The organism is Aquimarina spinulae, assembly GCF_943373825.1.
Taxonomy (GTDB): domain Bacteria; phylum Bacteroidota; class Bacteroidia; order Flavobacteriales; family Flavobacteriaceae; genus Aquimarina; species Aquimarina spinulae.
On record NZ_CALSBP010000002.1, the window covers coordinates 1,923,007 to 1,947,475 of the forward strand.

A 24,469-nucleotide genomic window follows, 5' to 3' on the forward strand; every position below is an offset into this window, starting at 1 on the left:
ACTTCTACAGACAACTTTTTTGATAACATTTCATCTAGGTAATAGATCAAAGTTCAAAAATCATGAAAACAATATCATTTCCTTACTTACTAAAATTTTTTAGTATTCTTTTTTTATGTACTACTTTTTCATTCTCCTGTTCTGGTGATGATGCCAAAAAAACAGATTCTAATACCGGTTTGGCAAAACTTAAAATAACGACTAAGCAATGCAAAGAACCCTGGTTGCATGCAGAAGGAAATACATTAGAAAATAAAGTTTACAACTACCTAAAAGACCTAAATATCGAGCTTAAAGATTTCGAAAATATTACTCCAAAAGATATAGCAATGTGCGAAGCCTGTGAGGTTTGTTCTGGTCCTACAATTACTATAAAAGTAGGCAAAAATCATGTCGATCGTTTGATTAAAGAAGGGTTTTCTCTAATGGCTAATTAATATAAACACCTTTATTTTCTTAAACGATATTCTTCATATCTTTACGCCATGGAGTTATTGTTTATTGGACTTTTGGGAGGTGCTGTTGTAGCATATTTTATTTTTGCAAGATTTAGTGCTGCAAAAAATAAATCATCTGTACGAACACAATCTGTCGTACTTAAAGAAAAAATTAAAAGCGTTTGCAAACTAGTTACTGTCGAAGGTGATTTTGCTGAAATCTACCATTATGAAAGCGTAAAAGAAAAATTTTTTAAATTACTATCGGGAACAAAAAAAGCATTAATTATTATTGAAGCCAAAGCATATGTAGGATTTGATTTATCCCAGATAGCACTAGAGAGTGATACCAAAAATAAACGAATTATCCTTACTCATTTTCCGCAACCAAAACTCTTAACTATAGAAACTGATTTTAAGTACTATGACAAAAAAGAAGGTTGGTTAAACCCCTTTACCTCTGCCGATCTTACAGATCTTAATAAAGAGGCTAAACAATTTATAAAAGATAAAATCCCTCAAAGTGGACTTATGGAATCTGCAAAAAAGGAAGCCCTGACAGCTATTTCGCTTATGGAAACTCTTGCAGAATCTATTGGATGGACATTAGATTACTCTGCTTTAAAAATCAACGACAATAATCAAGACGCAAAACAGTTAGAATAAAGAACAATGAGTATAATTATTTCTACAGATAAAGAGAAATTAGATATCAATTTTATCCATGAGTTTTTAACTCGCTCGTATTGGGCAACAGGAAGAACTAAAGAACAAGTAAAAACCACTATCGAACATTCGATGTGTTTTGGGATATATCTCGATCAAAAACAAATCGGCTTTACAAGGGTGTTAACCGATTATGTAGTATATGCATACTTAATGGATGTATTTATCATAGAACAGCAACAAGGAAATGGATATGCTAAGCAATTAATGCAAGTAATTATGGATCATCCCGAACTACAAGTCATTCGAAGATGGATGCTACTTACAAAAGATGCTCATAAACTATATCAACAATTTGGGTTTGATAATATAGATAACCCTTCGTGGGTGATGGGAAAATTAAATATATAAACTTTAAAAATGAACATCGAAGCATTTAGAGAATATTGTTTATCAAAAAAAGGAGTTACAGAAGAATTCCCTTTTGATGAAAGCACCTTGGTTTTTAAAGTAATGGGTAAAATGTTTGCTTTAACAGGGTTAAATCGAATGCCTTTTAGTGTAAACTTAAAATGTGATCCTGATCGTGCTATCGAACTTCGCGAATATCACCCAGAAATAACTCCAGGATACCATATGAGTAAAAAACATTGGAATACTGTTAACTTTTCTGGTAGTTTACCTACTAATATGATACTCGAATTAATCAATCACTCTTATGACCTAGTAGTAAGTGGTTTGACCAAAAAGGTAAAACAAGAATTAGAAAATCTTTAATAGTAAAAAAATAGTAGAATCATTGATAATCATCTCTAGGGATAATAAGGGAGTTTTATACCCCCAACCCTTTTTATAGAGAGGTATTCAATACTCTTATTTGATAAGTACAAAATGAACGACCCACAACAATTTTATAAAGAGCAAATTTCTCTTCATACTGTATCGCTAAAAAAAATAAAAAAACAACTCACCATCTCTAGTACCATACGTCTGTTTGTTTTTTTGGCAATAGTAGCCGGCATATATTTTGGGTACCCTAATACCCAGATTATCATTGGTAGTATTGTTATAGGGACTGCTGCTTTTATATTTTTAGTAAACCGACATACTGATCTCTCGTATTCTAAAAATAAACTGCAAAAACTAATTGATATCAATACACTGGAGCTTGACGTTTTTAAAGGAGACGTAACCAACCTTACTCCAGGAAAAGAGTATATCGATGCTACACATCCTTATAGTCATGATATCGATCTGTTTGGAGAGCAATCTTTTTTTCAATATGCCAACCGTACAACTACTCTGGCTGGAAAAAATAAACTAGCAACCATACTTAGCGCCAATGCTATAGATCATATTGAGAAAAAACAAGAGGCTATAAAAAATGTCTCAGAACTCCCCGAATGGAGACAAGAATTTAGTGCCATTGCATCACTGGTTAATGTAAGTGTTTCTGTTTCTTTAATACAAAAGTGGTTGCAAAATTACAGCGCTTTTGTTCCCAAAATTATGCGTATACTTCCTGCAATAGTCTCTGGTATTTCGTTGATATTATTAACATTACTATTTCTGGATATAATCACTTTTACTATGTTTTTGGTTTGGTTTTTTATTGGCTTGGGGATAACCGGGACACAGCTTAAAAAAATCAACAAGCTATATAGCAATGCCAATAAAGTAAAAGATACCTTTGAACAGTATTATAAGCTCGTAGATAAAATTGAACATGCAAATTTTGAGGCTGTCTTATTACAAGAAAAGCAACAATTGGTAATTAGCGAACGAGAAAAAGCTTCGCAAACCCTAAAACAGTTTGCCAGTATTCTAAATGCCTTTGATCAACGTAATAATATGATGTTCGGGGTTCTTGCCAACGGATTACTATTATGGGATATTCTACAGAGTTATCGTATCGAACAATGGATCGCCAAAAATCATAATAAAGTAGCACAATGGTTCGAGGTTATTGCCTTTTTTGATGCTTATAATTCTCTTGGAAACTTTACTTTTAATCACCCCGACTATATATATCCAAAGATAACATCAAACAATAGTATACTCAAAGCCAAAGAGCTGGGTCACCCTATGCTTAATACTCATAAAAGAATAGATAATGACATTACGGTAGACAAAGAGCAGTTTTTAATCATCACAGGAGCTAATATGGCTGGGAAAAGTACGTTTTTGCGTACCGTTGCTTTACAAATTGTGATGTCGAACATAGGATTGCCCATTTGTGCAAAATCATGCGAATATCGTCCTATCAAATTGATTAGTAGCATGAGAACATCAGACTCATTAAGTGATGATGCCTCTTATTTCTTTTCAGAATTAACACAACTTAAAAAAATTGTAAATGCCCTGGAAAAAGATGAGTACTTTATCATCCTCGATGAAATCCTAAAAGGTACCAATAGTAAAGACAAAGCAGCAGGATCCCGTAAATTTGTAGAAAAACTGGTTAAGGCAAAAGCAACAGGTATTATAGCAACCCATGATCTAAGTCTTTGTGAAATTGCATCAGAATTACGTCAAGTAGAAAACCGTTTTTTTGATGCTCAAATTGTAAATGACGAGTTATTCTTTGATTATAAATTTAAAGATGGAGTTTGCCAGAACATGAATGCTTCATTCTTATTAAAGAAAATGGGGATTGTGTGATAAAAAAGTATCGCGTATTATAAAAGTACTTTATTTTTAATCCCATCTACAACCAAATCAATTCGTATAAGAAATGAGGCTAAAAATACTGGATCGTTTTTACCTAATTTAAGAACCAGGAAACAGGGTTAGGATATCTTATCTTCTGATTCTAATGATAATAACAATTTTTTGAGCAACTTCGAAAGTGTCGCATGTTCGGTTTTATTAAAAACTTTTACAGTTGATTTTGCTTCACTAAATCTTATTTTTATAGCTTCATCTATAATTTTCATTCCTTTTTTTGTTAATCCGGCCAATTTTATTCGACCATCTTTTATATCCGGAGCCCTATAAATTAATTCTAATTTTGTTAATCTATCTAATAATGCCGTCATAGCACCAGAAGTTATTAAAACTGATTTCATTAATTGTTTTGGAGGCAATGCATAAGGTTTTCCAGAACGTCTTATCGTGGCTAAAACATCTAAATCGGTATAATGAATACCACTATCTAACAATGCATGGCTTGCACTTTTTTCAAGAATTTTGCCCAGTTTTATAATACGTCCTATTACCTGCATTGCCTCTACATCTAGTTCTGGCCTCTCTTGCTTCCACTCAGCTACTAGGATATCTATAATGTCATTATTTTCTATCATACCAAATTGTAAATAATCTTTAAAGCAAAATTACAAAACAAATATCTTTATGTAAAGATAAATTATGTGTATATTTGCATTTTATCTTCATATAAAGATAATTATATTAGAGAGCTAGAAAAAATAACCTCATCATGCAAATTGTAAATCACCCTAATATACCTGCTAGTAATGGTCATTATTCCCAATGCGTAGAACATAATGGTATTTTGTATTTATCGGGGCAACTTCCTATAAATCCATTAACCAGAGATATTCCAGAAACAATAGAAGAACAAACAGATGTAGCATTAAAAAATGTAGAAACTATACTAATAGAAGCTGGAAGTTCTAGAAAGATGGTGTTACAAGCACGCATTTACATCTCTAGTATTAAGTTATGGGCAAAAGTAAACGATATATAGTATATTTTTTGAACATCACAAACCTGCTAGAACTATTATTCCCACACATGAATTACATTTTGGGTGTCTTATAGAAATTGAAGTAACCGCAATTAAATACTAAACTTATGCAAAAAGAAAACCTGATTCAAACCCACCAAAGAATTGAGCCATATATCCATAAAACACCTGTGTTTAGCTCTCAATTAATTGATGAAATAGCAGGAGCAACTCTTTATTTTAAATGTGAAAACTTTCAAAAAACAGGAGCGTTTAAAATGAGAGGAGCTACAAATGCAATTATGCAACTTACCGAGGAACAGAAACAAAAAGGTGTCGTTACGCATTCTTCTGGGAATTTTGCACAGGCACTTTCTCTTGCCGCTCAAAAATTAGGTATCAAAGCATTTATAGTAATGCCCTCTAACGCTCCTCAAGTTAAAAAAGATGCGGTTAAAGGCTATCAAGGAAATATCATCGAATGCGAACCTACACTAGTAGCACGAGAAAATACAGCTAAAGAAATCTCACAAAAAGAAGGAGCCACTTTTGTGCACCCCTATAACGATATTAACGTTATCCTGGGACAAGGAACAGCTTGTAAAGAACTATTAGAAAAACAACCTGATTTAGATTATGTATTTACACCAGTTGGTGGCGGAGGCTTAATTGCAGGAACAGCTTTATCTGCTCTTCATTTTGGAAATGATTGTACTGTAATCGGAGGAGAACCTTTTGAAGTTGATGATGCATATCGATCTTTACAAAGCGGAGTTATCGAGTCTAATTTGACCACAAATACTATTGCAGATGGGCTTAGAGTACAATTAGGAGATAAAAATTTTCCTATAATCCAGCAATATGTAAAAAAGATAACGCGAGTTACAGAAGAAGAAATTGTAGAGGCCATGAGACTAATTTGGGAACGCTTAAAAATTGTTTCAGAACCATCTTCTGCTGTAGCCTTGGCTGCCATGCTAAAAGAGAAAAATAGTTTTAAAAATAAGAAAATAGGTATTATTATTTCAGGAGGAAATGTAGATTTAAACCAACTACCTTTTAGCCTTTAACTAATAAGACAAGAAAATTTTCTATCATTTTTAGTAAAGTAATTAGCAAACTTAATATTGAAAACAAAATGGCTAAGCATTTTTTTGAACATATCAACAAGTTTGTCAAAGTCGGCTAAAAAGACTTTCAAAGAATACTAACCTTCTTTGATTTGCGTAGCGTAAACAAAAAAGAAATTATTGTTAAGATAGGAGATACATGTAATTTCAATCATTTTGTAGTAGACGGTGCCTTCAAATGTTTTATATCAATGATAAAGGAACAGAACGAACTATTCAATTTGCCATTGAGAATTGGCGGATGACAGACTTTTTGGCCTATCACAACCAAAACATATCAAAAAGCTATTGAAAAGTTTGATGAAAAGTATTTATCCCAAATAATAATGGCGGTAATAAATATAAATGCATGGAATAGAATTGCAATAAGCACTCATAAACCTATCGATCAATAACTCGTCTTTAATACACATAATGTTCATAATACTTCACAAAAAGAGATAGCCATTCTCAACATCAATTAAGTAATATACGTTTTAAAAACATACCGATAAGAATGTTTTTTGTATATTTGTCGTATGAATCAAAAAATTAAATCCAAAGAAACTCAAAATTTGATCATTAATAGCGCTTTTGAACTATTCTACAAGCATGGTTATAACAAGACTAGTATTCCTGAAATCATAAAAGGCACAGGACTTTCTAAAGGTGCTTTTTATCATCATTTTAACAGCAAGAAAAATATTGGAGAAAAAGTAATTGATCTTACGGTGAGAAAAAGGGTTTATGAAAGAATGGTTGCGCCTCTCAAAAATCCGGATAACACACCTGTAATACCATTGCTATGTGATGTCTTTATCAAGCGTATAGAGGGTTATTCTGATTTGGAAAAAGATTTAGGTTGCCCCGCAAATAACCTAATCAATGAAATTGGGTATTCAGAAAATTCATTCAGGGACATGCTTAGAGATATAATTGATCATTGGCAGAAGATTATGGTCAACCTATTAGAGCAAGGCAAAATTAAAGATGAAATTAGAAAAAATGTTGACACATCGGCAACAGCCATTTTTCTGATAAGTGCTTTTGAAGGAGTAAGAGGTATTAGAAAAGTATATAATAATGATAAAATATTAGACGAATACCTTATAGCTGTAAAAAGTTATATTGAGCAATTAGCATAATTTTTTAATTAAAAAAATGAAATGGAAGCAATTCGAATAACACTAGAACAAATATCAAATACAGCAATGAAATTAAACAATGACACCATAAAAGTTATTGTAGATCGGCCTATAAGTCAAGGAGGTGGTGGCAATGGGTTAATGGGAGGTCAATACTTATTGACAGGTATTGGCGGCTGTTTTTGTAGTACATTTTTTGCTGCAGCACAATCTAGAAGTTTCGAAATTGAAGGATTTCAGGTTGATGTTATCGCAACTAAAAGTGAAGACTTACCCAAACGTTTTACAGATATACGCCTTGATGTATCTTATAAAAGATGCAGTGATCCAGTAGTTTTTAAAAAGTTACTCAGAATTGCAGAAATGGGTTGTATATCAATTAATACCATTAAAGAAGGAATGGGGTTTAAAGTACATCAAAAATGAAAAAGATTATTCATAACCAGCACAATCTGCATAACCAATAACGATAAATCACATAATTTAAAGTGAAGAGAATATGAAACTTATAGAAAAATTTAAAGACATTACAGGTTACTTTTCTCCAAAAATAATTGGAGAAGTTAATGATACTTATATTAAGCTAGCAAAAATAAAAGGTGACAAAGTACCCTGGCATAATCATGAGCATGAAGACGAACTCTTCTACATTATCGAAGGAAGCCTTCTTTTTGAAGTAGAAGGACAAGACTCTTTTATCATGAATCAAGGAGACCTGTTTATTGTAAAGCGTGGTATTAATCATAGAGTTTCTTCAACAGAGGAATGTAAAATTATGCTAATAGAAAACAAAACGACAGCACATACAGGAAAAGTAAAATCCGAAATCACCAAAAATATCCAAGAACAACAATTAGAATCATGAAAAATCTATTCTAAATGCAAATAAGTAGTGCAAAATATTTTAACAAATACTTGCTTTAAGCAAGTATTTGTTAAATTTGTATTATGGAAAACATAGTCAACAAAATTCGAAGATTTAATCGCTTTTATACCAGAGTTATAGGGGTAATTAATAATCACATATTAGAAAGTCAATATTCACTTTCTGAGGTTCGTGTTATGTACGAAATTTATCATAATCCTAAAATTACAGCTCGACAAATAAAAGAGATTATTGAGGTCGACGAGGGCTACTTAAGTCGCTTAATAAAAAAATTGGTTAAACTAAACATCATCAATAAAATAAAATCGCAAGACGATTATAGGATATCGTACTTAAATCTCACAGAAAATGGTAAAAAAATATTTTTAACCCTTAATCAACGCTCATCAGATGCTATTTCTGAGATCATCCAACATCTTAACAAAAAAGAGCAGGAAGAATTAATTCTATTGTATGAAAAAATAGAAATTTTACTAACGAAAAAAGAAAATTAAAATGCAGCTTAATGACATTTCTATCAGAACGACTATCAAACCTGGTGACCTGGGGTATATCATTTATCGTCATGGTAAAATATATGGAGAAGAGTATAACTACGGAGTAGCATTCGAAACCTATGTGGGGGAGGGAATGCATGAGTTTTATAAAAATTACAATCCCGAAATGGATAGAGTCTGGATATGTGAGCATAATGACAAGATTGTAGGTTTTGTTTTATTGATGCACAGAGAGAATAAAACCGCTCAACTTCGATATTTCTACCTCGAACCTGCATATCGAGGGTTAGGACTTGGAAAAAAATTAATGTCTCTTTTTATGGATTTCTTTTATAAAAAAGGGTATCAATCTGCCTATCTATGGACAACTCATGAATTATCTGCTGCCGCTTCGCTTTATACAAAACACGGGTTTAAATTAACAGAGTCAAAAAAATCAATTGCTTTTGAGAAACCTTTGATAGAAAATCGCTATGATTTGTCGACTACACCTTGAGTTACAGTCAAATTTTAATAAAAACCTGTTAGAGAAGTTAAGCAACGATAATGATAAATTGTCATTAATTCTATTCTTTTTGGCAGTAATGGTTTAACCTACCCTCCTTTTCAGAAATTTTATATATCACTCGAGCCTATAGTTCAATTAAATTTTCATACAATTGTATAACTAAGAAATACCGGCACTAAGACAGTAATGCTTTTATAGTCAAAACATCATAGTAAATAAATAATGATATGAAAAACTTAAACTTAATCTATATAGTACTAATCTGTATCGCTCATATTTCTCTGCATTCTTGTAAAAACAATTCGAATCCTCAGGAAAATAGAACTCCTACACCTCAACAAATAGATAAAGAAGATACTACACCAACAGAAAAAGAACCAAGGCAAGCTAAATATCCAACACTAAACATCAAGCCAAATGACCGAATAAACTCACCCATCAAAATAAAAGTGAATTCTGAAGGGGTTTGGTATGCCAGTGAAGGGGAGCTTGGATGGATTGAGCTAATTGATGACAAAGGAAATGAATTGGCAAAAGGTATATTAAGTGCTGATGGTGATTGGATGAAAAGCGGCCCTGTAATGTTTTCGACCACCTTAACGTTTGATGCAAAAAATATAAAAACCGGTAAACTTATAGTTCACAACGATCCTGGAGAAGGAGATGGTGATGAAGCAGGAGAATCAATAAGTTTTGAAATACCTATTATTTTTTAATCTCAAAGATGAGTTATATCTTTGAAGATATACCTTCTCCTCTAGTTAATATAATTAATCAATGCCAATGATATTACCTATTCTACTAAGTCTTATCTTTTTTATCCTTGGGATTATTCATTTTAATTGGGTTGTCGGAGGAACATTTGGATTTGAAGCCTCATTACCAACTAAGGAAAGTGATGAATGCGTATTGAATCCCAAAAAAAATTGATAGTGCTATAGTAGCACTTAGATTAACTGTTTTTGGTTTTTTTATGTACTCGAATCTGGTCTTATAGCTTATAAGTTGCCTAAATGGCTCCCGAAATATACAAAATGGATTATCCCTTCTATTTTTATACTCAGAGCTTTGGGGATTTTAAATATGTTGGATTTTTTAAACGAATAAAACAAACAAAATTTGGTAGATTAGACACTATGTTTTTTTCTCCATTATGTCTAATTATAGGATCAATCCGACTGATAATAGCCTTAACAAAGTAATAAAAACAAGTGAACACAAAAGATAATTTAATGATGGACGGCTATGAAAGCCTAGATGATTACTGGACAAGGACAAAATTAAATTTATTGCAGAAATTAAAAATACATACTGCTGCTATTTTAATTACCATATTCAAATTTATCATTAAACCTATCAGATTCTTATTTGGTAAAAGCTTTAATTTACTTGCAAATATTGATGAGGATTTAGGTGAATTCGACATATTAGGAAGTAAAAGAAAAGAAGAGTTTGGACAAGATTACCTTACGCAACCAGAAATAGATAAGTTTATAAATAGTGGTATTCATGGACCATTTCGTGTATTAGACACAATGGAAGCCGAAAACCTTGCAAATGAAAGTGATGACCTATTTAAAAAACACTTTCATAAAACTACTATATTCGGTAAAGATATTTTGAATTCGCTAAAAGCATCTGGTGATTACTCTATAAATTATCTAGGTTTTTTTCAGGGATCAAAATACAGAAGGCTTTGGGATGTATTAAAACATCCAAAGACCAATAATAATATAGCAGAATACCCCTATCCTAAAAGAAGTCATGATTAACCAAAACTTGGCTCATGTAATCTCTTTTTATAATCAGAAGGAGTCATCCCTTTTATTTCCTTAAATTTTCTATTAAAATTAGAGAGGTTTTTAAAGCCACTCCGATAAGAAACTTCAGAAATAGTGATATCCAATTCTCTCGATATTAACCTACATGCATTCTCAATTCGTACCTCGATCAAAAACTGAAAGAAGGTTTTATTGGTTCGTTGCTTAAAATATCGACAAAAAGCATTAGGTGTCATATTTGCTAGATCAGCAACTTCTTTCAGCGAAAAATCTCTATTAAACTCATTCATCACCACCTGAAAAACTTTAGCCATTCTTTTTCCTTCATTATCGGTATATGCTCTTTTTGAAATGAACGATGATATGGTTTTGGTCTTTGATGTTTTCAGTATTTTTAAGATCTTCAAAAAAATGGTAAAACGATCTAATTTTTCTTTTTTCTCAACAATTTTCAAAAACTGTTTTTTTAATTTTTCTTTTTTAGAAAACACCCTAATCCCATATACCGAGTTTCTAAAAAATCCCGATAATTCATTAAATTCAGGAAGTTTAAAAAATAGATTTCCAAAAGATTCTTTGGTAAAAAAAAGAGAAATCATATATGACTTTACAGGAGAAGAGGCACTTTTTAATACATGAGGAACATTACTTCCAAAAATCAAAATATCATTCGCTTTATAATCAGTGATCGTATCTCCAACAATTAAACTCCCTTCTCCCGATATTATAATTGATATCTGTATCTCCTCATGTTGATGAAATTTATCATAAAAGACAACTTCCTTATCTTCCTGAACAATCAAAGTGTCGGTCGAGGATTTTGGTATTTTAAAAGGTAATGCTTTCATTTCTAATTCATCTATGAATCAATATTAATCATAATTATGCATATATTAACAATAAAAGGTAATATAGTATCAGATATAGATAATTTCTCAATGTATCTTTCATCGCTTTCATAATATCTTTGAATAAAATTTTAAATATGGTAATAGATTGGAAAGGTGTAATGCCTGCAGTGACTACAAAATTCACAAAAGACGATACACTAGACTTAGAAATGTTTGAAATTAATATCAATGCACAACTTAAAGCCGGAGTTCACGGAATTATATTGGGCGGGACCTTAGGCGAGGCAAGTACATTAAGTGATGACGAAAAAAGAATTTTGGTTAGAACCACAGTTGATATCGTTAAAAACAAAGTTCCAGTTATTATTAATATTGCAGAACAAACTACAAAAGGTGCTATCGAAGCTGCAAAAAAAGCAAAAGAAGATGGAGCTAGTGGTTTGATGATGCTCCCACCAATGCGATATAAAGCAGGAGATCGAGAAACTGTAGTGTATTTTAAAGAGGTAGCTAAAAGTACTGATCTACCCATAATGATTTACAACAATCCTGTTGACTATAAGATAGAAGTCTCTTTGGATATGTTCGAAGAGTTATTAGCACTGGATAATATACAGGCAGTAAAAGAATCTACAAGAGATATTTCTAATATAACACGAATTAAAAATCGCTTTGGTGATAGATTAAAAATTCTAAGTGGAGTAGATACATTAGCTCTCGAAAGTTTATTGATGGGTGCCGATGGCTGGGTTGCAGGACTAGTAGATGCTTTCCCAGAAGAAACTGTAGCTATTTATGAGCTTCAGAAAGCTGGTCGGATTAAAGAAGCTATAGCAATCTATCGTTGGTTTTTACCTTTGCTGGAGTTAGACATAAACCCTAAATTAGTACAAAATATAAAACTGGCAGAAGTAGCTACCGGAATCGGCACAGAGTATGTGCGCCCACCCAGGCTACCACTCGTTGGAGATGAACGTAAAAAAGTATTAGAAATTATTGAAACTGGCCTAAAAACAAGACCACAATTACCCAAATACAAAAACATCGAATTAATAGATTAATCCCTAAAATGATGTAATCAAAAATAATAGAGATGACATCATTCTTTCATTAGAAATTGATCTATTTTCACATTAAATCATTTAGAATTATGATAACAGGTAAAAACTATATAGGAAATCAGCTCTCGGCTATAGGAAATAAAACCTACACAACTTTTAATCCTAAGTTGAATATTGAAAATGAACATACATTTTTTGAAGCTTCGGAAGAAGAAATCGAAAAAGCTGTATCATTAGCTTCAGAAGCTTTTGAAATTTTCGGAAAGGTTTCTGGTGCTAAAAAAGCAGAATTTTTAAATGCAATTGCCGATGAGATTCTGGCTTTAGATGATCTTCTAATAGAAACATACAGATCAGAGACTGGGTTACCAGAAGGAAGAGCAAAAGGTGAAAGAGGTAGAACCATAGGGCAATTAAGAACTTTTGCTGATCTGGTAGCCGATGGCTCTTGGGTAGAAGCTTCTATAGATACTGCCAATTTGGATCGCAGTCCTATTCCTAAGCAGGATATTCGTAAAATGCTCGTTCCTCTAGGACCTGTTGTTGTTTTTGGAGCAAGTAATTTTCCTCTAGCCTACTCTACAGCTGGAGGTGATACCGCCGCTGCATTTGCCGCAGGATGTCCTGTGATTGTAAAATCACACCCAATGCATGCAGGAACCGGAGAATTAGTATCTGCTGCAATTATCAAAGCTGCCACAAAAACAGGAATGCCAAATGGAGTATTCTCTAATCTTAATAGTTCAGGAATTGAAGTAGGTGTTAAATTAGTAGAACATCCCGCAGTAAAAGCAGTTGGTTTTACAGGAAGTATTAGAGGAGGTAGAGCACTATTTGATTTGGCTTCAAAACGACCAGAACCAATCCCGGTATTTGCAGAAATGGGGAGTATAAACCCTGTAGTCCTATTACCCGAAGCAACAATTACCAAAGGAGTCGATTTAGCTAAAACCTATGCAAAATCAATAACAGTAGGAGCCGGACAGTTTTGTACAAACCCTGGTTTGCTTATCGGTATTAAAGGAGAAGCCTTAACTAATTTTATAACAGCACTTTCTGAAGAAATTGTGAAAATTGAACCTTCATGTATGTTGCATCCCAACATTATTGGAAATTTTGAAAGAAACAAAACAAATGCATTGCAACAAAATGGATTATCTGTCACCGCAGAGCTTGATAGTGATATTGCCGTGAATTATGCAAGACAAACAGTTACCACAGTAGAAGGAAAAACATTTTTAGAAAACACAACCTTACATCAAGAAGTATTTGGGCCATTCTCTATGGTTGTGCAATGTAAAGATGTTGAACAATTAGAAACTATAATTAATACCTTAGAAGGGCAACTTACAGGGACTATTATTGCAGAGAATGAAGAAGCACTACAATACAATACAGTAATTGATGCATTACAAAACAGGGTAGGAAGAATTATATTTAATGGTGTTCCTACAGGAGTAGAAGTATGCCCTTCTATGTTACATGGTGGTCCATATCCTGCCTCAACAGATAGTAGATTTACAGCAGTTGGTATTCATTCTATTAAACGTTGGGTACGTCCATTTAGCTACCAAAGTTGGCCAAATAATTTATTACCAAACGAACTTAAGAATGAAAACCCTCTAGGGATTTCCAGGTTAATAAATGGTAAGCATACAGATTCTAAAATCTAATTTTTAGAATTAATATTAAAATAATAATACTCGTTTAGCATGAAATTTTTTAAAATCATAGCAATTCTAATATTGTTTTTCTGTTTTAGCTGTAAAGAACAAAAACAGAAAGACCCGTCAGCTTCATTACATCAAATTATTACAGAAATTGAAGAAAGAGAAGGATATGATGAAGAGGCATATCCTCTAGGTCTTTTTACCAAAGAGTATTTCAAAAAAGAAGCTGATTTTGCTCAAAAAAAGATAGAAGAACTAAATGGTATTGATGCTACATTACTTAAAGAAACCGATAAAATATCTCTTGATTTATTAAAATTTACTTTGCAAAGAACTGTTGATTTTTATGAGTTTGAAGCCTATCTCAATCCCCTATTATCTGATTCTGGATTTCATAGCAATCTCAATTATATGGTTAGGCCATTGGCCAATTATAAACAGGCTAAAAATTACCTAAACAAACTTAATGCAATCCCCGAATTTGTTGATCAACATTTTATAAACTTAAGAGAAGGTCTTGAAAAAGGAGTCTCACAACCAAGAGTCATTTTTAAAGGATATGAATCAACATATAATGACCATATCGTTGATAGTGTTAAAAACAGTTATTTTTATTCTCCTTTTAAAAGCTTGCCAGAAATACTAACAAAGGCTCAAAAGGATTCAATACATAATGCGGCCAAAGAAGTAATTAAAAATAAGGTTATCCCTCAATTTAAAAGAATAAAGACATTCTTTGAAACCGAATATTTACCTAAGACAAGAACCGCAATTGGTGTGTCTCAAACTCCAAATGGCGAAGCTTATTATCAAAACAGGATTAACTTTTATACTACAAGCACTACATATACTGCAGATGAGATTCATAATATCGGATTAAAAGAAGTTGCCAGAATAAAAGCGCAAATGGAGATCATCATAAAAGAGCTTAATTTTCAGGGTAGCTTTTCGGACTTTTTTAAATTTCTTCGTACCGATGAGCAATTCTATGCAAAAACACCAGATGAGTTGCTTATGATTGCCCGAGATATGGCTAAGCGAGCAGATGAACAACTACCTCGTTTTTTTAAAACATTACCCAGAAAACCATATGGGGTAGCCCCTGTACCAGATGCTATAGCTCCAAAATACACCAGTGGTCGATATGTAGGAACAGAAGCGAATAGTACCGATCCAGGATATTATTGGGTAAACACTTATGATTTACCAAGCAGAACACTATATACACTACCATCGCTTACCGTGCATGAAGCTGTACCCGGGCATCACTTGCAAGGCAGTTTAAACAATGAATTAGGGGATAGCATACCACAATTTAGAAAAAATTTATATCTATCTGCATATGGAGAAGGCTGGGGATTATATGCTGAGTTTCTGGCAGAAGAAATGGGGATGTATACCACTCCTTATGAGCAATTTGGAAAACTAACCTATGAAATGTGGCGAGCATGTCGCTTAGTAGTAGACACAGGGATTCATGCAAAAGGATGGACACGTGAACAAGTCATCGATTTTATGTCTTCGAATACAGCATTATCATTACATGAAATACATACAGAAACCGATCGATATATTTCATGGCCTGGCCAGGCTTTGTCGTATAAAATTGGTGAATTAAAAATTAGAGAATTGCGTAAAAAAGCTGAAACCGCTTTGGGAAATAAATTTGATATCCGAGAATTTCATGAAATCGTTCTTGAGCAAGGTACAGTTACGCTTTCAATTTTAGAAAATAGAATTAACACTTATATCGAAAAAACAAAAAATGGCTAGAACCACTTTTAAATGTATCGATGCTCATACCTGCGGAAACCCAGTAAGAGTAGTTACAACGGGCAGACCCGATCTAATTGGAAAAACGATGAGTGAAAAACGGCAACATTTTCTCACCACTTATGATTGGATAAGAAAAGGGCTAATGTATGAGCCTCGAGGACACGATATGATGAGTGGTAGTTTTTTATTCGAACCCCACCATCCCGATAATGATTTTTCTATTCTATTTATAGAAACCTCTGGGTGTCTTCCTATGTGCGGTCATGGTACTATTGGAACCATCACCATTGCCATAGAAGAAGGATTGATACAACCCAAAACTCCTGGAAAAATTAGAATGGAAGCTCCAGCAGGACTGGTAGAAATAGAATACCAGCAAACCAATAAAAAAGTAGATTGGGTAAAACTCAAAAATGTAAAATCATATCTGGCAGCAGAAGGTTTAACTATAGAATGCCCAGAATTAGGAGAACTCGTTTTTGATGTTGCCTATGGTGGAAATTTTTATGCCATTGTAGATCCTCAAAAAAACTTTAGCGGGGTTCATGATTTTACAGCAAGTAAGTTAATCCAGTATTCTCAAGTAGTACGAGAACGTATTAACAAAAAATATCCTAATGCATTTATTCACCCAGAAAATGATACGATTAGAGATGTAAGTCATATGCTTTGGACAGGAGATCCTATCAACCCAGATTCGTCGGGTAGAAATGCTGTTTTTTATGGAGACAAAGCTATTGATCGTTCTCCCTGCGGAACAGGAACCTCTGCAAGAATAGCACAGTTATATGCCAAAGGAAAACTACAACAAGGAGAAGAATTTGTTCATGAAAGTTTTATTGGTAGCACATTCATAGGTAGAGTTGAAGAAGAAACACAATTAGGTGACATAAAAGCCATTATCCCAAGCATTCAGGGTTGGGCAAAAGTTTATGGATACAATACTATCATTATTGATGATGAAGATGATCCTTATGCACATGGTTTTCAGGTTATTTAGCCAAAACTAAAAAGACATAATAAAATACTAAGTAAACACAACAGAATACCACACTAAGCTTGTCTAAGTGTATACAATTATGAGCAAAGAAGTTATTATCATAGGAGGCGGAATCATAGGATTATGTTCTGCATATTATTTACATAAAGAAGGGCATCATGTTACTGTAATTGATCAATCTGCAATGAATTCTGGTGCTTCTTACGTTAATGCAGGCTATCTTTCCCCAAGCCATATCATCCCTCTTGCAGCGCCTGGTGTAATGAAAAAAGGACTAAAATGGATGTTTAACCCCACTAGCCCATTATTTATAAAGCCCCGTCTTAATTTGGATTTCTTACGTTGGACATGGGCATTTAACAAGTCTTGCTCGGTAAAAAATGTAAATCAAGGTATTGCTGCCATTAAAGATATTGCAGTATTAGGTAGAGATTTGTATTCTGAAATCAGATCTGATGAAAATTTTACGTTTCAGCTAGAAAAAAAAGGGCTTTTAATGATCTGCCAAACCGAAAAAATGCTCGAAGAAGAAATTCATGTTGGTAAGATGGCAACCAAAGAAGGATTGCCCGTAAAAGAGCTTTCATTTGACGAATTAAAACAAATGGAACCCAATGTACAATTGCAAGCAAAAGGAGCAGTACTATATGAATGTGATTGGCATACTACCCCGCAAACCTTTATGGATGAAATGAAAGCTTTTCTTGAAGCTTCTGGGGTAACGATTCGCAAAAATGAAAAGGTAGAAGATATTAGTATACAGAACAATAAAATTACTTCGATACATACTAAGAATACATCATACACAGCAGATGAATTTGTACTAGCAGCAGGATCATGGTCAAATTTATTAAGCAAAAAACTAGGGATTAAATTGTTACTGGAAGCCGGAAAAGGATATCGTATTAATGCTGAAAGAGATTTAGGAATAACTATGCCAGCTATACTAACTGAAGCCAAAATTGCAGTAACCCCAATGCAAGGATTTACCAGATTTGCCGGTACTATGGAAATAGCAGGTATTAATCATAATATTAATAAGGTGAGAGTAGAAACTATCGCCAGTGCCACACAGCGGTATTATCCCGATATAAAACTTTCAAATAGAGAAAAAGAAGCAGCTACATCTGGTCTTAGGCCTGTTTCTCCAGATGGGCTACCCTATATTGGTAAGTCTAACACTTGTAATAATCTTACTATTGCTACAGGGCATGCTATGATGGGCTGGACTATGGGAACTTCTACAGGGAAACTGGTTTCAGAAATTATTTCTGATCAAAAACCTTCTTTGAGTCTAGATGCTTATCATCCTGATCGTAAGTTTTAATCAAAGATGGTTCTATAGTCAAAGAAGGCTTTTATTTTCTACAAATAATATTTGTGAAAAATTATAAGATATTATTATCTATTACATGAATGATTCACACCATTTATAATACGAGATATTAAACTACCATCTGTACCGTCAATTCTAATAAGGTCTTCCTTATTTCCTCCCTTTATTCTGGCAATATTAGAATCGGTAAGTTTGGTTACATTCATTTTTTTAAATTCTAGTTTTACTTTTTTATTCGTTTTCATGATGAGTTAATTTGAACTTTGTTATAATGTAAATGTAACTAACAAACACTAATTGTTAGACATATTCCTTTATGTTCTGGGTAAGATTTATAAATATTTAGTGGTATTTACCAAGCATTAAAACCCGTAACTCATTCACCACCATACTCTTTTATGTATTCAGCAGGATTACAACCATTTTTTTTATAAAAAGCCTTAACAAAAGACTGAATATTATTAAAGCCTACTTCTTTTGCCATAGATGTTATAGAATAGTGTCTAAATTTTTTATTACTTTTTATTTGTTGTATACAATATTCAATACGTAAATCATTAATATAGTTGGCAAAGTTTTTTTGTTTATCCATATTGATGATTCTGGATAAATATGTAGAATTTGTTTTTAGTTTTTTGGCAACTATAGCTAATGTTAAACCATTTTTCAAAAAAATTTTATTTTTCTCAAACTCTTCTAAATTCTTTAAAATATCATCTCTTAATTCTGGCGCAATTTCAACATCTTTAGTCTTCTGTACTTTCTTTTTATTTAGATGTTCTGCATTTAGTAATTTTTCCTGGTATTCTTTTTCATAGTTTTTCTTTCTTTTTTTGTAATAATATAAATACCCCAGACTTATCAATACGATGGTTAATCCACCAAAAACCCATAGCTGGTTTATGGTTGTTCTACTATGGTTTTTAATACTATCTATTAATCGTTCTTTGTCTTTGATGAGTTGTACGTTATCATACTTTTTTTCAATATCTATGTGTAACTTTTTATACTTTACAGAAAAACTACTATCTAGTTTTATCAGTTTTTCCATGATTCTTAGCTGATTCGCTTTATCATTTTCCCTCTTGTAATGATCTATAAGTAATGTAAATGCTTCTCTGGTTTCTAATATATAATTAGAAACGTGTACCGCAGAGTCTATTTTTTTAAAATACCCTATAGCCTCTTCTTCCTGTTCTAGCTCTAACAGTGTTTTTCCTAAATATAAATAGGTAATAAGTATATTAGTATATGGAGTCTTTTTGGAAAGAGATAGAGACTTTTTTAAACTATCCTGTGCTATGTTATATTCTTTTCTATAATAACTATTAACCCCATATGATGAAAGTAACTCAGAATAGAAATGTGGGATATCTCCTGATAGAGTCGATGTAATTCCTTTTTTCAAATAGAAATGTGCAGTATCATATTTTTTAAATAAATTATAACTATCCGACAATTTACAGAGAGTAGCTATATAATGTGACCTAAATTTACCTATAGTATCCTGAGTTGATAGGAGGTCTAAATTTTTTTTATAGATTTCTAAAGATTCTCCATCTTTTCCTAAGATGGTCTTAAGTATTGCAATATTATGTGTTATAGCAATGATATGACCAATATTATTATTGATCTCTGCATGTTTTTTCGAAATTAAATACGAAGTTAAGGCTTCATTATATTGTTCTAATTTTTGTAAAAGATAACCTCTTAAAAGATAACCTCTTGCAGGGTAGAATTCATTTTTTACACCTTTGGTAACAACAATCATAGAATCTGTGTATGCCAAAGCTATTTTTGGATTATTTATATTCATTTCGAAGAATATTTGATATCCATTTGCTATCTCAATACTATCCTTGTCTTTCTTTGCTCTGGTAAGATATGTATTCGATATTTTTTTAACTAAAACAGAGTCTTTATAGTGTTTAATAAAAAGTGATCGTAATTCATCAAATGTTTTATGTGTTAATGAATCCGAAACTGAATATTGCTTTTCACTAATCCTGTTTTTTGTTATCATACTTACTCCTTTACCATGGAGAAAGGTGAAACTTATAAAAATTAAAACAATACTATAAATATTCTTCATTCTTATATTCAAAGTGAATAGTTAAAAATTGTTGACAAGATAAGGGATAACCATATAAATAGAGTATGATTTCAATAACAAATCATGAAACTTTCTTAAAAAAAACAAACCTTCTGATAAAAAGCATTTTGAAGCTAAAAACAATGGTTAAGATTTATAAATATATTGATCAAGATTTATAAATCCTAAGTTACTCCTGTTGTTATAGTGCAATTTCGACCTTTATCTTTGTTTCAAATAAGCCAGTATAGATCTATACAAAATTTGATATAAACAATCAAAAAAACATCCTCAATACAAAGCCTAAAAAACAAATTCTATTAACTATTCATCAAATTAAAACTAACTCATTCGTACTTATGAAAAAAATTATCTTTTTGGGTATACTACTATGTCTTACCCTAACCTCTTATGCACAAAATATTTATATCCCTGATGCTAATTTTAAAAATGCTTTACTAGCATCATCAATAAACACCAATAATGATGTAAATATAAGTAAGCAAGAAGCAGAAAAAGCTGTATCCATAAAAGCTGTAAATAAGAATATTGAAAATCTTACAGGAATAGAGCACTTTATAAATCTAAAATACCTTACTATCCCTAAGAATAAGGTAACCTCTTTAAATCTAACAAAAAACACAAAATTACAATACTTGGATGTTAGCCAAAATCAGTTGATTAATTTAAATATATCGGGGTGTACGCAATTAGAACGATTGGATGCAAATAGTAATCAATTAGCACAATTGGATGTATCTAAAAATGTGATATTATTTGAATTAAAAATATACAATAATAGATTTAAAAGAATTAATATTAATAGTAATACAAAATTATCGATACTTCATGCATGGACTAACCAATTAGAAGAATTAAATAGTACTAAAAACCTAAATTTAACCAGGTTATATGTTTGGGGGAATAAATTAACAAGCTTAGATGTTTCCAAAAACACAAAATTAGATGAATTAAATATCGGTAACAACTTACTAACCAACATAGACGCCTCTAAAAATACAATGCTTACTCATCTAGATGTAAGAGAAAGTCTGTTGACTAGTTTAAAATTGCCTGTAACTTCAACATTGAGACGTATAAACGTTGAGAAAAACAAATTAACGTCTATCAATCTTACCGGAAACCCAAATCTAGAAAGATTAGATATAGGTTCTAATGCTTTAACAGAAATAGATCTTTCTAAAAATATCAATCTCGTTTCTCTATATTGTTCAAAAAACAAGATCACTAAACTAGATGCCAGAAACTCTAAAATTGTTAATCTCGATGTTAGTGACAATAGCGAGTTAAAAACCATGTTTTTAACACATCGATACTTAAGTAAATATATTAAGGTCGAAAAATGCCCAAAACTAGAATTTATTTGCTTACACAAATACTATTCTGATACTCCCTACATACAAAATAGAGTTAATGCATTAGGTTATAATTGTGTTATTAGTAGTGATTGTAGCTTAGCTCCTACTTCCACAATCATTAATTTTAATGATCTAAATTTTAAAGCTGGACTCGTATCAAAGTATGATATTGACAGTGATAATGAAATCTCTGTAGACGAAGCAGAAAAAGTTACTCATATCAATCTTGAAAATAGAAATATCACTGATATTACCGGGGTTGAGCATTTTACAAACCTAAAGGTTCTTCTTCTTAAAAACAATCAAATTACTATTGCAAACCTTAATAAGAATGATCAATTAAACACTATAGATCTAGCCAATAATAAGCTAACCTCTATAGACCTTAGAAATAAAGCTCTATTACGTTATCTTACTCTTGATAACAATCAATTATTACAAATATCTCTAAACAGCAGCATAAATTTACAAGTACTACGATTGTCTAATAACCAAATAACTACATTAGATATTACATCAAATACTAATTTAGAGACTGTGGATGTTAGTAGAAACTTAATATCCAAAATTGATATTAGAAATTGTAACGCTATAAATACACTAAACATTAGCAACAATCCAAATCTAAGAGAAGCGTATCTAACAGGAAATCATGCTTTTTACCAAAGTTACCAGCATTTCTCTGGCGTAGTTCATCATGCCAGACGTCTTTACTTAGATGGATGCCCAAATCTAAATTTTGTTTGTGTTAATTCGGTATCTTTTTTAAACGAGATTAACAACTATATACGATTTACATTAGGATATTCTACATGTAACGTCAATACTAGTTGTAAACCTACCAAAACAAGTGCTTTTGATAATCACTTTATACTTTCGCCAAATCCAGCAAGTAATTATTTAGCAATAACCCCAAAAGACCCTACAACTACAGGAAATGCAACTGTAACGATACTAAGACTTTCTGGAGAAATTGTAAAGAAAGTAGTTGTTAAATTTGCCGTAGACCCTAGAGAAGAACTTATACGAGAAGATCCTTTTGCTGCTCCAATTCCAAGAGGCACAAATGATATATTAATGGGTCTTAATTCTGTTTTGATTGATGTTACTGAATTGCCTGTTGGCCAATATATTCTCCATCTTCAATCTAGTAAAGGGTTATTAACAACGAAATTTATTAAAAACTAAATCTCGATACTACCTAAAGAAAAGAGGTTGTGTTATTAGCTATTATTTGTAAATGATCAGGGAAATAGGTTGAGTTAGAAGTACAAAAAACCTGTCATAAGATGAAGAATACATATTCACAACCTTTTTTTCTACAGATAGTATAACCTTTCTTATAAAAAACATTGTTAAACGAACAGACCTCACAAGCTATAGTTTAAGCTTGTGAGGTCTGTTTTTATTTTGGTATACCAAATTTATAAAATCCCAGTTTGCTTTTTATAAAAAGCATCTTGTTGTTTTTTCATCATTTCTCGGGCAATCTTTTTCTTATATGCATATAATTCCTCTTCTTCAGAAAGATCACCATATACTCTATCATTAATCGTATGATCTGTTTCTAATAGTACTTTTCGCTGATCTTCTTTCTGAGCAACCCATGTTTTTATTTCACCTTCTACATCTTCTAATTTAAAGTCATACTCTCCTTTGGGAGAGAATAATTTTGCAAAAATAGGTGAGGTTTCTATAGCCAGAAATAATAAAAAGATAAAAAATGAAGGTAACCAGGGTAACTCATTTAAAGCACTTACTCGAGCCATTAATCCATCAAAATTATCAATAATAGGTTGAGATGTCGACACTTGATTATCATACTCGGCAGTCAATTCTGTTTTTTGAATTTCTAAGGCAGTTATTTTCTCTGCATTCGCTTTTTTCAATTCGGCTAATTCTGCCAAAGCTGCATCATGCTTCTCACGTTTTTCTTTATATACAGGTCCTTTTCCAATAATCTCTGTACCTTTTCTTCCTTCTGCCTCAGCAATATAGGTTTCATAAAGATCGTTAACCTCGGTTTCTTTGGTTGTTACTTCCTGTTTAAGTGTATTAATATCAGAATCAATTGTAGCAATAGCCGGAGTATATTGTGTTGCAATTTGCTCTTGATTAGCTAAAGTAAAATCATTCTTTTGCTCGAGTAAAACACGATCAATTTCTTTCTCAAAAATCTTTAGTTCTAATGGTTTAGAAATGACAATTGCAATAATTACGGCCAAAATAATTCTTGGCGAAGCTTGTAGGAGTTCATCCATAAAACTATCCTTCTTCTTAATAGTAGATACAATAAATCGATCCAGATTAAAGATCAACAAGCCCCAGATTAAACCAAAGAAGATAGCAGTAAAATAAGTATCAAATACGGTATATAAAGCATAACTGGCAGCAATAAAAGCCATTACCGCTGTAAAGAAAACTGTTGCTCCGATACCAGCATATTTATTCTGTTCTCCATCAGAACTATCTGCTAATATATCGGCATCTGCGCCGGAGCATAAAATAAAAAAACGTTTTAACATCATCTAAGGGTTTTTTGATTGATAATAAGTATAACGCTGGTTTATAGCGATATGTTGCACAAAAA

The 24,469-nt window shown here is 32.1% G+C and carries 27 protein-coding genes; 22 read left to right on the forward strand and 5 right to left on the reverse strand.

Going from position 1 to position 24,469, the window contains the following annotated elements:
- Positions 1 to 62 precede the first annotated feature (62 nt).
- From NNH57_RS14080 to NNH57_RS14100, 5 genes are all read left to right on the forward strand, one after another.
- Positions 63 to 437 carry a hypothetical protein gene (locus NNH57_RS14080; RefSeq protein ID WP_074407172.1) on the forward strand — a complete coding sequence of 125 codons (375 nt, stop codon included), beginning with the start codon at positions 63 to 65 and terminating at the stop codon, positions 435 to 437.
- A gap of 48 nt (positions 438 to 485) precedes the next feature.
- Positions 486 to 1,103, forward strand: coding sequence for a DUF4230 domain-containing protein (locus NNH57_RS14085; protein WP_074407171.1), 618 nt, complete (start codon positions 486 to 488; stop codon positions 1,101 to 1,103).
- 6 nt (positions 1,104 to 1,109) lie between these two features.
- On the forward strand, positions 1,110 to 1,514 hold the full coding sequence (locus tag NNH57_RS14090) for a GNAT family N-acetyltransferase (protein ID WP_074407170.1): 405 nt from the start codon (positions 1,110 to 1,112) through the stop codon (positions 1,512 to 1,514).
- Between the two features lie 9 nt (positions 1,515 to 1,523).
- On the forward strand, positions 1,524 to 1,880 hold the full coding sequence (locus NNH57_RS14095; RefSeq protein WP_025663450.1) for an MmcQ/YjbR family DNA-binding protein: 357 nt from the start codon (positions 1,524 to 1,526) through the stop codon (positions 1,878 to 1,880).
- 114 nt (positions 1,881 to 1,994) lie between these two features.
- Positions 1,995 to 3,764: a MutS-related protein gene (locus NNH57_RS14100; protein WP_074407169.1), complete on the forward strand. Its 1,770-nt coding sequence runs from the start codon at positions 1,995 to 1,997 to the stop codon at positions 3,762 to 3,764.
- 128 nt (positions 3,765 to 3,892) lie between these two features.
- Here NNH57_RS14100 and NNH57_RS14105 read toward each other — a convergent pair whose 3' ends face one another.
- Entirely contained in the window at positions 3,893 to 4,405 is a 513-nt protein-coding gene (locus NNH57_RS14105; RefSeq protein WP_108808952.1) for a MarR family winged helix-turn-helix transcriptional regulator, read from the reverse strand.
- Between the two features lie 134 nt (positions 4,406 to 4,539).
- Here NNH57_RS14105 and NNH57_RS14110 point away from each other — a divergent pair, with 134 nt between their 5' ends.
- From NNH57_RS14110 to NNH57_RS14155, 11 genes are all read left to right on the forward strand, one after another.
- Entirely contained in the window at positions 4,540 to 4,809 is a 270-nt protein-coding gene (locus NNH57_RS14110) for a RidA family protein (protein WP_199915445.1), read from the forward strand.
- A gap of 107 nt (positions 4,810 to 4,916) precedes the next feature.
- The gene (locus NNH57_RS14115; RefSeq protein WP_108808951.1) at positions 4,917 to 5,858 is read left to right on the forward strand and encodes a threonine/serine dehydratase; all 942 of its coding nucleotides are present in this window, start codon (positions 4,917 to 4,919) and stop codon (positions 5,856 to 5,858) included.
- Between the two features lie 578 nt (positions 5,859 to 6,436).
- Entirely contained in the window at positions 6,437 to 7,042 is a 606-nt protein-coding gene (locus NNH57_RS14120; protein WP_108808950.1) for a TetR/AcrR family transcriptional regulator, read from the forward strand.
- 21 nt (positions 7,043 to 7,063) lie between these two features.
- Positions 7,064 to 7,468, forward strand: coding sequence for an OsmC family protein (locus NNH57_RS14125; protein ID WP_074407164.1), 405 nt, complete (start codon positions 7,064 to 7,066; stop codon positions 7,466 to 7,468).
- Positions 7,469 to 7,541: 73 nt separating this feature from the next.
- Positions 7,542 to 7,907, forward strand: a complete 366-nt coding sequence (locus NNH57_RS14130) for a cupin domain-containing protein (protein WP_108808949.1) — start codon at positions 7,542 to 7,544, stop codon at positions 7,905 to 7,907.
- An 83-nt stretch (positions 7,908 to 7,990) separates the two neighbouring features.
- Positions 7,991 to 8,422: a MarR family winged helix-turn-helix transcriptional regulator gene (locus NNH57_RS14135; RefSeq protein WP_074407162.1), complete on the forward strand. Its 432-nt coding sequence runs from the start codon at positions 7,991 to 7,993 to the stop codon at positions 8,420 to 8,422.
- Between the two features lies 1 nt (position 8,423).
- Positions 8,424 to 8,921, forward strand: coding sequence for a GNAT family N-acetyltransferase (locus tag NNH57_RS14140; protein WP_074407161.1), 498 nt, complete (start codon positions 8,424 to 8,426; stop codon positions 8,919 to 8,921).
- Between the two features lie 239 nt (positions 8,922 to 9,160).
- Positions 9,161 to 9,649 carry a hypothetical protein gene (locus tag NNH57_RS14145; RefSeq protein WP_108808948.1) on the forward strand — a complete coding sequence of 163 codons (489 nt, stop codon included), beginning with the start codon at positions 9,161 to 9,163 and terminating at the stop codon, positions 9,647 to 9,649.
- Positions 9,650 to 9,710: 61 nt separating this feature from the next.
- Entirely contained in the window at positions 9,711 to 9,863 is a 153-nt protein-coding gene (locus NNH57_RS14150; protein ID WP_159099309.1) for a hypothetical protein, read from the forward strand.
- A gap of 104 nt (positions 9,864 to 9,967) precedes the next feature.
- Positions 9,968 to 10,135 (forward strand): DUF3995 domain-containing protein, encoded by a 168-nt coding sequence (locus NNH57_RS26550; protein ID WP_416358549.1) that lies wholly within the window; start codon positions 9,968 to 9,970, stop codon positions 10,133 to 10,135.
- Positions 10,136 to 10,165: 30 nt separating this feature from the next.
- On the forward strand, positions 10,166 to 10,705 hold the full coding sequence (locus NNH57_RS14155) for a hypothetical protein (RefSeq protein WP_254504188.1): 540 nt from the start codon (positions 10,166 to 10,168) through the stop codon (positions 10,703 to 10,705).
- Here NNH57_RS14155 and NNH57_RS14160 read toward each other — a convergent pair.
- The gene (locus NNH57_RS14160) at positions 10,702 to 11,562 is read right to left on the reverse strand and encodes an AraC family transcriptional regulator (protein WP_108808946.1); all 861 of its coding nucleotides are present in this window, start codon (positions 11,560 to 11,562) and stop codon (positions 10,702 to 10,704) included. The two genes, NNH57_RS14155 and NNH57_RS14160, sit on opposite strands and share 4 nt — an antisense overlap.
- 137 nt (positions 11,563 to 11,699) lie before the next feature.
- Between NNH57_RS14160 and NNH57_RS14165 the strand changes: the two genes are divergently transcribed.
- The 5 genes from NNH57_RS14165 to NNH57_RS14185 all read left to right on the forward strand — a co-directional run bounded on the left by NNH57_RS14165 (position 11,700) and on the right by NNH57_RS14185 (position 18,399).
- On the forward strand, positions 11,700 to 12,626 hold the full coding sequence (locus NNH57_RS14165) for a dihydrodipicolinate synthase family protein (RefSeq protein ID WP_074407156.1): 927 nt from the start codon (positions 11,700 to 11,702) through the stop codon (positions 12,624 to 12,626).
- An 89-nt stretch (positions 12,627 to 12,715) separates the two neighbouring features.
- Positions 12,716 to 14,299 carry an aldehyde dehydrogenase (NADP(+)) gene (locus tag NNH57_RS14170; RefSeq protein ID WP_108808945.1) on the forward strand — a complete coding sequence of 528 codons (1,584 nt, stop codon included), beginning with the start codon at positions 12,716 to 12,718 and terminating at the stop codon, positions 14,297 to 14,299.
- Positions 14,300 to 14,338: 39 nt separating this feature from the next.
- Positions 14,339 to 16,069: a DUF885 domain-containing protein gene (locus NNH57_RS14175; protein ID WP_108808944.1), complete on the forward strand. Its 1,731-nt coding sequence runs from the start codon at positions 14,339 to 14,341 to the stop codon at positions 16,067 to 16,069.
- Positions 16,062 to 17,072, forward strand: a complete 1,011-nt coding sequence (locus NNH57_RS14180; protein WP_108808943.1) for a 4-hydroxyproline epimerase — start codon at positions 16,062 to 16,064, stop codon at positions 17,070 to 17,072. Before NNH57_RS14175 ends, NNH57_RS14180 begins: the two co-directional genes overlap by 8 nt.
- 79 nt (positions 17,073 to 17,151) lie before the next feature.
- Entirely contained in the window at positions 17,152 to 18,399 is a 1,248-nt protein-coding gene (locus NNH57_RS14185; RefSeq protein ID WP_108808942.1) for an NAD(P)/FAD-dependent oxidoreductase, read from the forward strand.
- Positions 18,400 to 18,473: 74 nt separating this feature from the next.
- Here the strand turns inward: NNH57_RS14185 and NNH57_RS14190 are convergent, their stop codons facing one another.
- Complete coding sequence (locus tag NNH57_RS14190) at positions 18,474 to 18,653, reverse strand: hypothetical protein (RefSeq protein WP_108808941.1); 180 nt, start codon at positions 18,651 to 18,653, stop codon at positions 18,474 to 18,476.
- A 131-nt stretch (positions 18,654 to 18,784) separates the two neighbouring features.
- Entirely contained in the window at positions 18,785 to 20,431 is a 1,647-nt protein-coding gene (locus NNH57_RS14195; protein WP_159099308.1) for an AraC family transcriptional regulator, read from the reverse strand.
- 428 nt (positions 20,432 to 20,859) lie between these two features.
- On the opposite strand from NNH57_RS14195, the gene NNH57_RS14200 reads away from it, so the two are divergent.
- Entirely contained in the window at positions 20,860 to 23,067 is a 2,208-nt protein-coding gene (locus NNH57_RS14200) for a leucine-rich repeat domain-containing protein (RefSeq protein ID WP_108808939.1), read from the forward strand.
- A 236-nt stretch (positions 23,068 to 23,303) separates the two neighbouring features.
- On the opposite strand, the gene NNH57_RS14205 is transcribed toward NNH57_RS14200, so the two are convergent.
- Positions 23,304 to 24,404: a DUF4407 domain-containing protein gene (locus NNH57_RS14205; RefSeq protein ID WP_074407148.1), complete on the reverse strand. Its 1,101-nt coding sequence runs from the start codon at positions 24,402 to 24,404 to the stop codon at positions 23,304 to 23,306.
- Between the last annotated feature and the right edge of the window lie 65 nt (positions 24,405 to 24,469).

Coding starts and splice junctions, on each gene's coding strand:
- NNH57_RS26550 (WP_416358549.1), top strand. CDS start 9,968: ATGGATTATCCCTTCTATTTTTATACTCAGAGCTTTGGGGATTTTAAA.
- NNH57_RS14175 (WP_108808944.1), top strand. CDS start 14,339: ATGAAATTTTTTAAAATCATAGCAATTCTAATATTGTTTTTCTGTTTT.
- NNH57_RS14125 (WP_074407164.1), top strand. CDS start 7,064: ATGGAAGCAATTCGAATAACACTAGAACAAATATCAAATACAGCAATG.
- NNH57_RS14130 (WP_108808949.1), top strand. CDS start 7,542: ATGAAACTTATAGAAAAATTTAAAGACATTACAGGTTACTTTTCTCCA.
- NNH57_RS14120 (WP_108808950.1), top strand. CDS start 6,437: ATGAATCAAAAAATTAAATCCAAAGAAACTCAAAATTTGATCATTAAT.
- NNH57_RS14135 (WP_074407162.1), top strand. CDS start 7,991: ATGGAAAACATAGTCAACAAAATTCGAAGATTTAATCGCTTTTATACC.
- NNH57_RS14155 (WP_254504188.1), top strand. CDS start 10,166: ATGATGGACGGCTATGAAAGCCTAGATGATTACTGGACAAGGACAAAA.
- NNH57_RS14205 (WP_074407148.1), bottom strand. CDS start 24,404: ATGTTAAAACGTTTTTTTATTTTATGCTCCGGCGCAGATGCCGATATA.
- NNH57_RS14090 (WP_074407170.1), top strand. CDS start 1,110: ATGAGTATAATTATTTCTACAGATAAAGAGAAATTAGATATCAATTTT.
- NNH57_RS14110 (WP_199915445.1), top strand. CDS start 4,540: ATGCAAATTGTAAATCACCCTAATATACCTGCTAGTAATGGTCATTAT.
- NNH57_RS14200 (WP_108808939.1), top strand. CDS start 20,860: ATGAAAAAAATTATCTTTTTGGGTATACTACTATGTCTTACCCTAACC.
- NNH57_RS14195 (WP_159099308.1), bottom strand. CDS start 20,431: ATGATAACAAAAAACAGGATTAGTGAAAAGCAATATTCAGTTTCGGAT.
- NNH57_RS14140 (WP_074407161.1), top strand. CDS start 8,424: ATGCAGCTTAATGACATTTCTATCAGAACGACTATCAAACCTGGTGAC.
- NNH57_RS14180 (WP_108808943.1), top strand. CDS start 16,062: ATGGCTAGAACCACTTTTAAATGTATCGATGCTCATACCTGCGGAAAC.
- NNH57_RS14105 (WP_108808952.1), bottom strand. CDS start 4,405: ATGATAGAAAATAATGACATTATAGATATCCTAGTAGCTGAGTGGAAG.
- NNH57_RS14080 (WP_074407172.1), top strand. CDS start 63: ATGAAAACAATATCATTTCCTTACTTACTAAAATTTTTTAGTATTCTT.
- NNH57_RS14185 (WP_108808942.1), top strand. CDS start 17,152: ATGAGCAAAGAAGTTATTATCATAGGAGGCGGAATCATAGGATTATGT.
- NNH57_RS14160 (WP_108808946.1), bottom strand. CDS start 11,562: ATGAAAGCATTACCTTTTAAAATACCAAAATCCTCGACCGACACTTTG.
- NNH57_RS14095 (WP_025663450.1), top strand. CDS start 1,524: ATGAACATCGAAGCATTTAGAGAATATTGTTTATCAAAAAAAGGAGTT.
- NNH57_RS14085 (WP_074407171.1), top strand. CDS start 486: ATGGAGTTATTGTTTATTGGACTTTTGGGAGGTGCTGTTGTAGCATAT.
- NNH57_RS14145 (WP_108808948.1), top strand. CDS start 9,161: ATGAAAAACTTAAACTTAATCTATATAGTACTAATCTGTATCGCTCAT.
- NNH57_RS14165 (WP_074407156.1), top strand. CDS start 11,700: ATGGTAATAGATTGGAAAGGTGTAATGCCTGCAGTGACTACAAAATTC.
- NNH57_RS14115 (WP_108808951.1), top strand. CDS start 4,917: ATGCAAAAAGAAAACCTGATTCAAACCCACCAAAGAATTGAGCCATAT.
- NNH57_RS14150 (WP_159099309.1), top strand. CDS start 9,711: ATGCCAATGATATTACCTATTCTACTAAGTCTTATCTTTTTTATCCTT.
- NNH57_RS14190 (WP_108808941.1), bottom strand. CDS start 18,653: ATGAAAACGAATAAAAAAGTAAAACTAGAATTTAAAAAAATGAATGTA.
- NNH57_RS14100 (WP_074407169.1), top strand. CDS start 1,995: ATGAACGACCCACAACAATTTTATAAAGAGCAAATTTCTCTTCATACT.
- NNH57_RS14170 (WP_108808945.1), top strand. CDS start 12,716: ATGATAACAGGTAAAAACTATATAGGAAATCAGCTCTCGGCTATAGGA.